Annotated in this window: 10 protein-coding genes; 5 read left to right on the plus strand and 5 right to left on the minus strand. The window is 67.6% G+C overall.

All coding sequences use genetic code 11. From position 1 onward, the window contains the following. Window positions 1–5: 5 nt before the first annotated feature. The 5 genes from RMCB_RS35530 to RMCB_RS35550 all read right to left on the minus strand — a co-directional run bounded on the left by RMCB_RS35530 (window position 6) and on the right by RMCB_RS35550 (window position 3936). Window positions 6–230 carry a hypothetical protein gene (locus tag RMCB_RS35530; RefSeq protein WP_062832514.1) on the minus strand — a complete coding sequence of 75 codons (225 nt, stop codon included), beginning with the start codon at window positions 228–230 and terminating at the stop codon, window positions 6–8. Window positions 231–242: 12 nt separating this feature from the next. Continuing rightward, window positions 243–752, minus strand: coding sequence for a 2'-5' RNA ligase family protein (locus RMCB_RS35535; RefSeq protein WP_062832515.1), 510 nt, complete (start codon window positions 750–752; stop codon window positions 243–245). Between the two features lies 1 nt (window position 753). Then, a complete protein-coding gene (gene bioD, locus RMCB_RS35540) occupies window positions 754–1428 on the minus strand; it encodes a dethiobiotin synthase (RefSeq protein WP_062832516.1) in 675 nt (224 codons plus the stop codon). Beyond that, a complete protein-coding gene (locus RMCB_RS35545; RefSeq protein WP_062832541.1) occupies window positions 1425–2573 on the minus strand; it encodes an 8-amino-7-oxononanoate synthase in 1149 nt (382 codons plus the stop codon). Before RMCB_RS35545 ends, bioD begins: the two co-directional genes overlap by 4 nt. Before the next feature lie 64 nt (window positions 2574–2637). After that, entirely contained in the window at window positions 2638–3936 is a 1299-nt protein-coding gene (locus tag RMCB_RS35550) for an adenosylmethionine--8-amino-7-oxononanoate transaminase (RefSeq protein ID WP_062832517.1), read from the minus strand. 91 nt (window positions 3937–4027) lie between these two features. On the opposite strand from RMCB_RS35550, the gene RMCB_RS35555 reads away from it, so the two are divergent. From RMCB_RS35555 to RMCB_RS35575, 5 genes are read left to right on the plus strand one after another with little or no spacing between them, the layout of a single operon-like run. Continuing rightward, the gene (locus RMCB_RS35555; protein WP_062832518.1) at window positions 4028–6199 is read left to right on the plus strand and encodes an acetyltransferase SucT; all 2172 of its coding nucleotides are present in this window, start codon (window positions 4028–4030) and stop codon (window positions 6197–6199) included. 4 nt (window positions 6200–6203) lie between these two features. Next, window positions 6204–8369, plus strand: a complete 2166-nt coding sequence (gene glgX / locus RMCB_RS35560) for a glycogen debranching protein GlgX (protein ID WP_062832542.1) — start codon at window positions 6204–6206, stop codon at window positions 8367–8369. 3 nt (window positions 8370–8372) lie between these two features. Then, entirely contained in the window at window positions 8373–10640 is a 2268-nt protein-coding gene (gene treY, locus RMCB_RS35565) for a malto-oligosyltrehalose synthase (protein WP_201028400.1), read from the plus strand. Next, window positions 10633–12405 carry a malto-oligosyltrehalose trehalohydrolase gene (gene treZ / locus RMCB_RS35570; RefSeq protein WP_062832519.1) on the plus strand — a complete coding sequence of 591 codons (1773 nt, stop codon included), beginning with the start codon at window positions 10633–10635 and terminating at the stop codon, window positions 12403–12405. The genes treY and treZ overlap by 8 nt, the downstream gene beginning before the upstream one ends. Window positions 12406–12430: 25 nt before the next feature. Further along, window positions 12431–12877 carry a hypothetical protein gene (locus RMCB_RS35575; protein ID WP_062832520.1) on the plus strand — a complete coding sequence of 149 codons (447 nt, stop codon included), beginning with the start codon at window positions 12431–12433 and terminating at the stop codon, window positions 12875–12877. Window positions 12878–12892: the final 15 nt, after the last annotated feature.

Genomic DNA, 12892 nt, shown 5'->3' on the forward strand with positions numbered 1-12892 from the left:
CCCGGTCAAACAACTCCCGCCGCGTCGCCTTCGAATGCCGATAACCAGTTGGCACGACAACCTCCCAAATCACCGATGTTGTCGTAACCGTATGAATCTGCCGGCCGATTTTTCGCAGCCGATGCACGCTCGCGACGGGACTGGGTCTGACCCCCCGACGAGCTTGCGACGCCGGACAGCACGTCAGCGAATCGTTGGGCCTCGGTGCCGATGATCGCAATCCGGTCCACGCCGTCAGCATGTCAGCCGATCAGGTGTTCTGTCCTGCGGTCGCCGTCCCATCTGCGCAGGCCCGTGATCTTGCCGGTGATCTCGGCGGGCTTGCCCGCGATCCGCAGCGCGGCCGGCAACTTCGCCGGGGAGATCCTGCGGGCCAGCGTGACGTGCGGAGTCCAGTGCCCAGGCTCGGTGCGTGGCATCGGGCCGGGCGTCATCAGCGGCACGCACGAGCGGTAGACGTGCGCATGGACATCGAGGATTTCAGGCGATGGCAGCAACAGGCGCGCGAGTACCCCGGCGGTGCGCCCGAAGATCAGGGTCGCGCCGATGTGGCATGACAGCGGGAAGCGGTCGATGACCGGCAGCAGCACCGTCTCGACCGTCGCATCGATGTGTTGGGCGACCGCCAGCGTGGTGTGGGGTCGGCTCGCGGGCGCCTGACTGGGGATGCCCGCCTCGCGCAATCCGTCCCAGATACCGCGGATCGCACCCTCGGTATCGGCGTCGAAAACGAACTCGACGGAATGCACCATGTCAAAGACTCTCGATCCACCCTCGGTCGAACGCACTGGCGCTGATCGCCTCGAACTCCTGCGCAGTCGCCGCGCCGGCCCCGGCAGGCAGCACCGCGCGCAGCGGCGCCAGTCGGGCCAGCTCCTCCAGATTGCCTTCCTCAGCGGTTCCGGGCTGCGCGGGCCATGCGCCGATGACCAAGCCTGCACATGGAATACCTTGTCCAGCAAGTGATTCCAGTGTCAGCTCAGTGTGGTTGAGGGTGCCCAAGCCCGCCGAGACCACGACGAGCACCGGGGCCGAGACCTCGGCGGCCAGGTCGCGCAGCGTCACCCCGTCGGCGCCGATCCGCACGAGCAGCCCGCCCGCTCCTTCTACCAGGGTCAACCGCCCGGGCGCGTCGGCCGATCGCACCGCATCGACCAACTCGGCGCGGGTCGGCAGCGCCAGTCCGGCCCGTTGCGCGGCCGCCTCTGGCGCCAGCGCCTCGGGATAGCGCCAGCCGCCGTGCAGCGCCGTCACCCCCGCCAGTCGGCGCACCTCGCCGAGGTCGTCGTCGCCGTCCGCGTCGCCGGTCTGCACGGGCTTGCACACGGCGACGTCGCGGCGAGCCAGCCGGGCCGCGCACGCCAGCGCCGCGGTGGAGACCGTTTTCCCGACGCCGGTGTCCGTACCGGTGACGATGAGCAACGTCATGCGCGGGCGGCCGCGAGGACCTCGGTGAGCACCCGGCGCGCCAGGTCCATCTCATCGTCGGTCAGCGAGGCCCGTGCCGTCAGCCGAAGTCGCGAGGTCCCGGCCGGTACGGTCGGCGGCCGGAAGCAACCGACCCGGACACCGCGCTCCAGACAGGCCGTCGCGGCGGCGAACGCAACGTCGGGCTCACCGAGAATGACCGAGACCACCGCTGAGTCGGGCTCGGCCGTGACACCCGAGATTCGTGCCAGCTCGGCCGCGTGCGCCAGCACCGCTCGGGCCCGCTGAGGTTCGGCGATCAGCACGCGCAGCGCCGCGAGCGCGGCACCGGCGGCGGCAGGCGCCAGCCCCGTGTCGAAGATGAACGGCCGTGCCGCATCGATCAGGTGAGCCCGTACCGCCTCGGGGCCGAGGACGACGCCGCCCTGACTGCCCAGCGCCTTCGACAGCGTCGTCGTCATGACGACGTCCGGCGCCCCGGCCAAGCCGACCTCGTGCAGGAGACCCTGGCCGCCGGTGCCGCGGACGCCGAGACCGTGCGCCTCGTCCACGATGAGCAGCGCTCCGTGCCGGCGGCACACCGCGTGCAGTTCCCGCAGCGGGGCCAGCACGCCGTCGGCGCTGAACACCGACTCGGTCACCACGACCGCGCGGTCCTCGGTACGCGCACCGAGCGCCGCGTCGACGGCAGCCACGTCGCGATGCGGTGAGACCACCACCCGGGCGCGGGACAGCCGGCACGCGTCGACCAGCGACGCGTGCGTCAACGCGTCGGAGACCACCAGCGAACCGGGTCCGGACAGGGCCACGACCGCGCCGAGGTTGGCGGTGTAGCCGGACGAGAAGACCAGGGCGGACTCGGCGCCGACGAACTCGGCCAGCGCGTGCTCGAACTCCTCGTGAAGCTCGGTGTTGCCGGTGACCAGGCGCGATCCCCCGGCGCCTGCACCCCACGTGCGCAATGCCTCGACGCCGCCGTCGAGTACATCAGGATGCTGCGACAGGCCCAGGTAGTCGTTGGACGCGAGATCGAGCTCGGCGCCGACCGGCGGGCGGACCCGCAGCTCGCGCCGCAGTCCAGCGGTCCGGCGCTGCTGTTCGACGTCGGCCAACCAGGACAGCGGTGATAGATCTGTGCGTGTCACCTGATGCTCCTCGGTGCTCGGCCGGCAATTGAACATGCCGGCGGTGCCGGCAATTGAACACCGTTCAGGTTAGTGCACCCGCCACCCCGACCATCGCCGCGGTGATCTGTTCGACCTCCTCGGGAGTGCAGATGTACGGCGGCATCGCGTAAACCAGGTTGCGGAACGGACGTAGCCAGACCCGGTGCCGCAGCGCTGCCGCGGTGGCCACGCGCATGTCGACCGGCTGTTTCATCTCGACCACGCCGATCGCCCCGAGCACCCGGACGTCGGCGACACCGTCGAGGTCACGGGCCGGGGCCAGACCCTTGCGCAGCCCCGCTTCGATCGTGCGGACCTGCGTGCGCCAGTCGCTGTCGATCAACAGCTCGACGGCGGCCACGCCGACCGCGCAGGCCAGGGCGTTGGCCATGAACGTCGGCCCGTGCATGAGCGCGCCCGGCTCACCCGAGCTGATGGTCTGGGCGATCCAGGCCGTGCACAGCGTGGCGGCCAGGGTGATGTAGCCGCCGGTGAGTGCCTTCCCGACGCACATGATGTCGGGACTGACGCCTGCGTGATCCGCGGCGAACAGCTCGCCGGTGCGGCCGAAGCCGGTGGCGATCTCGTCGAAGATCAGCAGCACGTCGTGGCGGTCGCACGTCGCCCGCAGGTCCGCCAGGTAACGCGGATCGTGGAACCGCATACCGCTCGCACCCTGCACGACCGGTTCGACGATCACGGCCGCGAGCTCGTCGGCGTGGTCGGCCAGCTGCTGTTCGAACGCCGCACTGTAGGCCGGGTCGTACTCGCCGGGAACCTGGGGCGCGAACTCCTGGGCGACCAGCACGTCGGTCCAGATGGAATGCATGCCGCCGTCGGGATCGCACACGCTCATCGGGGTGAACGTGTCGCCGTGGTAGCCGCCCCGCCACGTCATCAGCCGGTGCTTGCCGACCCGCCCGAGGCTGCGCCAGTACTGCAGGGCCATCTTCACGGCCACCTCGACCGAGACGGATCCGGAGTCGCTGAAGAAAACCGTGTCGAGTCCGGCGGGGGTCAGCTCGACCAGGAGTTGCGCCAGTCGCGCAGCAGGCTCGTGGGTGAGCCCGCCGAACATGACGTGGTTCATCGTCGCCATCTGGCGGGTGATGGCCCGGTCCAGGGCCGGATGCCCGTGGCCGTGCACCGCCGTCCACCACGAGGCCATCGCGTCGAGCACCTCGACGGGCTCGCCGTCGATGGGGTCGATCACGGTCAGCCAGGCACCCTTGGCGCCGACGGCCACCACCGGTGCGAGAGCCTCGGCCCCGATGGTGCTGTAGGGGTGCCAGACGTGTGCCGTGTCGATGGCACTGATCTGGGCCGGTGTCAGCTCAGCCACAGAGCGGCAGCCTAGCCCTTTGCTCACTTGCCGCGCCGTAGGCATACGAAATGTGAGCACCACAGGGTTTTTAGGTAAATTGACCTCGATCATGATGACTCTCGCCCCAGCCCGGTCGGCGCCCGTCACCGACGATTCGCGCGCCGCCACTGCCGCCATGGGGACCCGAAACTCGGGTTTCTATCGGCACGATCTGGACGGCCTGCGCGGTATCGCCATCGCGCTGGTCGCGGTTTTCCATGTCTGGTTCGGGCGCGTTTCCGGTGGTGTGGACGTTTTTCTGGCGTTGTCCGGGTTCTTTTTCGGTGGCAAATTGTTGCGTACTGCGCTCACCCCGGGTGCCTCGCTGTCAGCGGTTCCCGAGGTGGTTCGGCTGGTCCGCCGGCTGCTGCCCGCACTGGTGGTGGTGCTTGCGGCCGCGGCGGTGCTGACCATCCTGATCCAGCCCGAGACCCGCTGGGAGACATTTGCTGACCAGAGCTTGGCAAGCCTGGGGTACTACCAGAACTGGGAACTGGCCAGCACGGCGGCGAATTATCTGCGCGCGGGCGAAGCGGTCAGTCCGCTGCAGCACATCTGGTCCATGTCGGTACAAGGCCAGTTCTATATCGCATTTCTTGCCTTGATCTTCGGATTCGCCTATCTGTGCCGGAAGGTCTTCGGCCGGCACCTGCGCACCGCGTTCGTCGTGCTGCTCAGCACGCTGACCGTGGCCTCCTTCGTGTACGCGATCATCGCGCACAACATCGACCAGGCGACCGCGTACTACAACAGCTTTGCCCGGGCCTGGGAGTTGCTGCTCGGTGCGCTGGTCGGTGCCGTCGTGCCGCTCGTGCGCTGGCCCATGTGGCTGCGCACGGTGGCCGCGACGATCGCGCTGGCCGCGATCCTGTCGTGCGGCGCGTTCATCGACGGCGTCAAGGAATTCCCCGGCCCGTGGGCGTTGGTTCCGGTCGGCGCCACGATGCTGTTCATCGTCTCGGCGGCAAACCTGATGACCGGTACCGGGTCGGACGACCGGTTGCCGCTGCCCAACCGGATGCTGGCCACCAAGCCTTTCGTCTCGCTCGGTTCGATGGCCTACTCGCTGTACCTGTGGCACTGGCCACTGCTGATCTTCTGGCTCTCCTACACCGGTCACTCGCACACCAGCTTCGTCGAGGGCACGGTTGTGCTGCTCATCTCCGGTGTCCTGGCCTGGCTCACCACCCACTACGTCGAGGAGCCACTGCGGCTGCAGAAGTCGGCCAAACCGGCCTCGCCAGCCCCCGTCATCCCGCTGCGGACCCGGTTGAAGCGCCCGACCATCGTGCTGGGCTCCGGCGTCGCCCTGCTCGGCGTCGCCCTGACCGCCACGTCGTTCACGTGGCGTGAACACGTCACCGTGCAGCGGGCCAACGGCAAGGAGCTGGCCGGATTGTCCGCTCGGGACTATCCCGGTGCCCGCGCCCTGCTCAACCACGAGCGGGTGCCCAAGCTGCCCATGCGGCCGACCGTTCTGGAGGCCAAGGACGATCTGCCGGCCACCACGCTCGACGGCTGCATCAGTGACTTCTCCAATGCCGACGTGATCACCTGTACCTACGGCGACAAGGACGCGACCCGCACCATCGCGCTGGCGGGCGGTTCGCACGCCGAACACTGGATCACCGCCCTGGACCTGCTCGGCCGGTTGCACAACTTCAAGGTCGTCACCTATTTGAAGATGGGTTGCCCGCTGACCACCGAGGAAGTGCCGTTGGTGATGGGCGACAACCGGCCATACCCGAAGTGTCACCAATGGAACGACGAGGTGATGTCCCGGCTCATCGCCGACCGGCCCGCCTACGTGTTCACCACGTCGACCCGGCCGTGGAACATCAAGCCCGGCGATGTCATGCCGGGTACCTATATCGGTATCTGGGAAACCCTGTCCAAGAACAACATTCCGGTTCTTGCGATGCGGGACACCCCGTGGCTGGTACGGGACGGCCAGCCGTTCTTCCCGGCCGACTGCCTGGCCAAGGGCGGCGACTCCGTATCCTGCGGCATCAAGCGCTCCGAGGTACTCTCCGACCGGAACCCCACTCTGGATTTCGTCGGGCAGTTCCCACTGCTGAAGCCGCTCGACATGAGCGATGCGGTGTGCCGTAAGGACTATTGCCGGGTAGTGGAGGGAAATGTGTTGCTATATCACGATTCTCACCACATCTCGACGACGTACATGAGAACGATGACGGGTGAGCTGGGCCGTCAGATGGCGGCTGCAACGGGTTGGTGGTGAGGCCGTGACCTCGTCCGTCGAACCGCCCGCTCCTCCGTCCCGCACCACGCCGACGGTGTGGCCGGGCGACGCGTATCCACTCGGTGCCACCTACGACGGCGCGGGCACCAATTTTTCGCTGTTCTCCGAGGTGGCCGAACGCGTCGAGCTGTGCCTGATCGCCAAGGACGGCACCGAAGAACGGATCAACCTCGACGAGGTCGACGGGTATGTGTGGCACGCGTACCTACCGACCGTCACCCCGGGCCAGCGGTACGGTTTCCGGGTCCATGGGCCCTGGGACCCGAGCGCCGGGCACCGGTGCGATCCCAGCAAGCTGCTGCTCGACCCGTACGGCAAGTCGTTCTACGGCGATTTCGACTTCACCCAGGCGCTGTTCTCCTACGACCTGACCGCCGTACCGGAGGGCACCGGAACACCCCCACGCGTGGATTCCCTGGGCCACACCATGACCAGCGTGGTGATCAACCCGTTCTTTCAATGGGGATCCGATCGGGCGCCCAAGACCCCTTATCACGACACGGTGATCTACGAGGCCCACGTCAAAGGGATGACCCAGACCCACCCCGGCATCCCGGAGGCGCTGCGCGGAACCTACGCCGGCCTGAGCCACCCGGCGATCATCGACCACCTCAAGTCGCTTCACGTCACGGCCATCGAGCTGATGCCCGTGCACCAGTTCATGCACGATCACCGGCTGCTGGAACTCGGGCTGCGGAACTACTGGGGCTACAACACCGTGGGGTTCTTCGCGCCGCACTACCAGTACGCCGCCAACCGGCACGCAGGCGGCGCGGTGGCCGAATTCAAGACGATGGTCAAGACGTTCCATGACGCGGGCATCGAGGTGATCCTCGACGTCGTCTACAACCACACCGCCGAAGGCAACCACCTCGGCCCCACCATCAACTTCCGCGGTATCGACAACGCCGGTTACTACCGTCTGATGGACGGCCAGCGCGAGCTCTACAAGGACTTCACCGGAACCGGTAACAGCCTCAACGCCCGGCATCCCCACACCCTGCAGCTCATCATGGATTCCCTGCGCTACTGGGTGTTGGACATGCATGTCGACGGATTCCGGTTCGACCTGGCATCGACCCTGGCGCGCGAGTTCTACGACGTCGACCGGTTGTCGGCGTTCTTCGACCTGGTGCAGCAGGATCCCGTGGTCAGCCAGGTCAAATTGATCGCCGAACCGTGGGATGTCGGCGAGGGCGGCTACCAGGTGGGCAACTTCCCAGGTTTGTGGACCGAGTGGAACGGGAAATACCGCGACACTGTGCGTGATTACTGGCGGGGCGAGCCCGCAACCCTGGGTGAGTTCGCGTCCCGTCTCACCGGTTCGTCGGACCTCTACGAGGCGACGGGCCGGCGGCCCGGCGCCAGCATCAACTTCGTCACCTGTCACGACGGCTTCACGCTGCGGGACCTGGTGTCGTACAACGAGAAACACAACGAGGCCAACGGCGAGGACAACCGCGACGGCGAAAGCCACAACCGGTCGTGGAACTGCGGTGTCGAAGGGCCCACCGACGACCCCGACATCCTGGCGCTGCGCGACAAGCAGATGCGCAACATCATCGGCACGCTGATGCTCTCGCAGGGCACGCCGATGATCGCGCACGGCGACGAGATCGGCCGCACGCAGCTGGGCAACAACAATGTGTACTGCCAGGACTCGGAGCTGTCCTGGATGGATTGGTCACTGTGTGAAACCAACGCCGACCTGTTGGCGTTCACGCGCAGGATCGTGAAGTTCCGCAAGCGTCACCCGGTGTTCCGGCGCCGCCGGTTCTTCGAAGGCAAGCCGATCCGCAGCGGCGATCAGGTGCGCGACATCGCGTGGCTGACGCCATCGGGAACCGAGATGACACCGGACGACTGGGGCGCGGGCCTGGGCACCTGCGTCGCGGTGTTCCTCAACGGCGAGGCCATCGAGGCGCCCGATGCCCGCGGCGAACGCGTGGTCGACGATTCGTTCCTGTTGTGCTTCAACGCCAATGACCACAGCCAGGATTTCGTCACGCCGGACGGCGACTACGCCAGCCAGTGGACGGCGGCGTTCGACACTGCCGATCCGACCGGGGCGTCGGACCTGGTGGTCGCCGCAGGCGAGAAGATCTCGCTGCAGGCCCGCTCGCTGCTCGTGCTGCAGAAGACGGCCTGACCGGTGGCCATTCCCGTCCTGTCCACGTATCGACTCCAGATGCGTGGAGATTGCTGCACATTCGACGACGCGGTGGAATTGCTCGACTATCTCGACGAACTCGGCGTGTCGCACCTGTACCTGTCCCCGATCCTGACGGCGGTCGCGGGGTCGACCCACGGTTACGACGTCACCGACCCCACCAGCGTGTCGCCAGCGCTGGGCGGCGCCGACGGACTCCGGCGACTCGCCGAGGCCGCGCGCACAAGGAACATGGGCCTCATCGTCGATATCGTGCCCAACCACGTCGGCGTGTCCGACGCCGAGCAGAACCGATGGTGGTGGGACCTCCTCGCCAACGGCCGCCAATCCCCCTACGCGCAGTTCTTCGACATCGACTGGGATCTCGACGACGGGCGGATCGTGTTGCCCGTCTTGGGTTCCGATGCGGACGTCGAACACCTGACCGTCGACGGCGATGTGCTGCGCCTGGGTGATCTGGTCTTCCCGGTCGCCACGGGCACCGGCGAGGGTACGGGTGCACAGGTCCACGACCGGCAGCACTACCGGCTCACCGGGTGGCGCACCGGCCGCTGCGGGTATCGGCGGTTCTTCTCGATCACCTCCCTGGCCGCGCTGCGTCAAGAGGACCGTGACGTGTTCGACGCCACCCACGCCGAGGTCAAGCGGTGGTTCGACGAGTCGCTGGTCGACGGCCTGCGGGTCGACCACCCCGATGGATTGTCCGATCCGGCAGGCTATCTCGCATGGCTGCGCGATCTGGCCGGGCCGTCGGCGTGGATCGTGGCCGAGAAGATCCTCGCGGCCGACGAAAGCCTGGACGCTTCGCTGCCGGTCGACGGCACCACTGGATACGACGCGCTGCGCGAGGTCGGCGGTCTGTTCGTCGATCCCGCAGGCGCGGGTGTCCTGACGAAACTGGCGAATCAGGACGATGCCGCGTCCGAGATCCAGCTCAAGGCCATAGCGGTCACCGACACCCTGGGCAGTGAGCTGGCCCGGCTGTGCCGGGTGATCACCTCAGCCACGGACACCCCACACCCACTGCTGCCCCAGGCTGTCGCGGCCCTGGTCAGCCGAATCCCGGTGTACCGCTGCGACTATCCCGCGCTGGCCAGTGTGCTGCCCGTTGCGATTGCTGAAACAGCCGTGGCCGCACCGGAATTGGCAGAGGCATTGGCTGTCGTGTCGGCAGCGGTGGCCACCAGCCCCGAAGCGGCGGCCCGGTTCAACCAGCTGTGCGGGGCCGCGACTGCGAAATCGGTTGAGGACTGCGCGTTCTACCGTGATGCCCGCCTCGTGTCGCTGAACGAGGTGGGCGGCGATCCGGCGCTGTTCGGGGTCAGCGCCGCCGAGTTCCATCAGCGGGCCGCGACCCGGGCCCGACTCTGGCCGCTGGCCATGACGGCACTGACCACGCACGACACCAAACGGGGTGAGGACGTGCGGGCCCGCATCGGGGTGCTGTCGCAGGTGCCGTCGGAGTGGGCCGACCGGGTCGGTGAGTGGTCTGCCCTGGCGGTGCCTCCGGACGACGGCACCGCGTTGTTCCTGTGGCAGAACATCTTCGGTGTGTGGCCGGTCGACGGCGTGGTGAGCGCAGAGCTGCGGGCGCGGCTGCATGCCTACACCGAGAAGGCCATCCGGGAAGCCGGCGCCCACACGTCCTGGCATGACCCCGACGACGAGTTCGAGACGGCCGTACACACCTGGCTCGATCAGGTGCTCGACGGCCCGGTCGCGGCGGGCTTGACCGAGCTCGCCACGCGCCTGCACGAGCATGCCGTCAGTGACATCCTGGGCCAGAAACTCATCCAATTGACCGCGCCTGGCGTGCCGGACGTGTACCAGGGCACCGAGCTTCCCGAGGACAGCCTGGTCGACCCGGACAACCGTCGGCCCGTCGACTACGAGGTGCGTCGCCGTGCACTGCGCGACATGGACGACCCGAAAATGCGGGTGACGAGCGCGGCGTTGCGGTTACGCCGGGAGCGTCCGCAGAGTTTCTTGGCCGGTGGTTACCGTCCGGTGCCGGCCGTCGGACCTGCCGCGGCGCACGTGGTGTCGTTCCGGCGCGGGGCCGATGTGCTCGTGGCGGTCAGCCGCTGGACCGTACGGCTGGCCGAGACCGGTTGGGCGGACACCACGATCACGTTGCCCGACGGGGCGTGGGCCGACCGGCTCACCGGTGCGCAGTACCGCGGTACGGTCCCCGCCGCACAGCTGTTCGGCGACCTTCCGGTCTCCCTCTTGGTGCGTGGAGATGACTGAATTCGCGGTGTGGGCACCGAAACCCGAGGTGGTACGGCTCGATGTCGACGGCTGCCGCCACGACATGACCCGGGATGGCGACGGGTGGTGGCGCGCCGACGTCGACGCTGCCGCCGGCAGCCGATATGGATTCGTCCTCGATGACGACCCGCAGGTACTTCCGGATCCGCGCTCGCCCCGTCAACCCGACGGCGTGCACGAACGCTCCCAGCTGTGGCAACCCGCGCCGGACGCCTGGACCGACGCGCACTGGGCCGGGCGATCCATCGCAGGGGCGGTCATCTACGAGCTGCACACCGGCACGTTCACCCCGGCCGGAACCTTCGACGCGGCGATCGAAAAGCTGGACTATCTGGTGGATCTCGGCGTCGACTTCGTCGAGCTGATGCCGGTCAACGCCTTCAACGGAACACACGGCTGGGGCTATGACGGCGTGCTCTGGTACGCGGTGCACGAACCCTACGGCGGCCCCGACGGTCTGATCCGTCTGATCGACGCCTGTCATGCCCGCGGGCTCGGCGTGCTGATCGACGCGGTGTTCAACCACCTCGGCCCGTCGGGCAACTACCTTCCCCGGTTCGGTCCATACCTGTCCTCCGGCCATAATCCCTGGGGCGCCTCTATCAACCTGTCCGACGCCGACGCCGACGAGGTGCGCCGCTACATTCTCGATTGCGCGTTGCGCTGGATGCGGGAGTTCCACGCCGACGGGCTGCGCCTCGATGCCGTACACGCCCTCATGGACAACACCGCGATCCACCTGCTGGAGGAGCTTTCGGCCGAAACCGATGCGCTCGCAGCAGAACTGGGCAGACCGCTATCGCTGATCGCCGAGAGCGACCTCAACGACCCGCGGCTGATCACACCGCGGGATCAGGGCGGCTATGGCCTCACGGCACAGTGGGACGACGACATCCACCACGCCATCCACACCGCTGTCTCAGGCGAAAGGCAGGGTTACTACTCCGATTTCGGGTCGCTGCGTACGCTCGCCAGCACCCTGAAGAACGGCTACTTCCACGCAGGCACCTACTCGTCGTTCCGGCGCCGCAGGCACGGCCGCCCACTGGACACCGCGACCATACCGGCCACCCGGCTGCTGGCCTACACACTGACGCACGACCAGGTCGGCAACCGCGCAGTCGGCGACCGGCCGTCTCAGCGGCTCGATACCGGACAGCTCGCCGTCAAAGCCGCCCTGGCACTCGGATCGCCTTATACCGCAATGCTTTTCATGGGTGAAGAATGGGGCTCGTCATCGCCGTTCCAATTCTTCAGCTCGCACCCCGAACCGGAGCTGGCCCGCGCCACGGCCGAAGGCCGCAAAGCGGAATTCGCCGAGCACGGGTGGGATGCCGATGAGGTGCCCGACCCTCAGGATCCCGCGACGTTCGAACGGTCGAAACTGAACTGGGACGAGATCGACGAGGGTGAGCACGGCCGGTTGCGGCGCCTCTACCGGGACCTGATCGCCTTGCGTCACACCGAGGCCGACCTCGCCGATCCGTGGCTGGACCATATGCACGTCGAGTTCGACGAACGTCAACGCTGGATCGTGATGCGGCGGGGCGCACTGTCCATCGCCTGCAATCTCGGAGAAGACGCCGCCAGCGTCCCGGTGACGGGTGAGCTGGTGCTGGCGTGGGGCGAGCCGGAGCCGGGGCCCGACGCGACGACACTGGCGGGACATTCTTTCGCGATTCTGCGAACTGTCAAGCCGCTGTCCACAGCCGAGGAGCCTGTGGATAACGCGTTACCCCGGTAGCCGGTCCCGCGCCGATGATGTCGCCATGAGTCATCGTGAACTGCTGCCCGTGCCGCCGATCGACACCGCCACTGACCCCATCCATTCCACGGCAGATCTGCGCCAGCGCTGGCGCGCGCTGATGGGCGAGCTGGGGTTCGGGCAGCGGTTGCTGTGGGTCGGATTTGTCGGCGCCGACCGCTGCCTGTACAAAACCATGAGCCAGGTACCGGTGCGGGCCAAACCACAGCCCGGGCTGGTCGAGTACATCGTGAGCCGGCTACCGCGCGTGCTGGCCGGGCTGGAGGATGGCGCGACGGTGGCATTGCTGCTGACGCGGCCGGGCCGCGGCCCGGTGTCGAACCTCGACCGGGACTGGGCAACACTGCTCACCGCAGCGGCCGTCGAGTACCGCGTGCCGCTGGAGCCGATCTTCCGGGCCAACGACGAGGCGGTGCTCGAAGTCGAGCCGACTCTGCGGCTCGCCGGCTAGGTCAAGGGCGCGCCT

Source organism: Mycolicibacterium brisbanense, assembly GCF_001570425.1.
In the GTDB taxonomy this organism is placed as follows: Bacteria; Actinomycetota; Actinomycetes; order Mycobacteriales; family Mycobacteriaceae; genus Mycobacterium; species Mycobacterium brisbanense.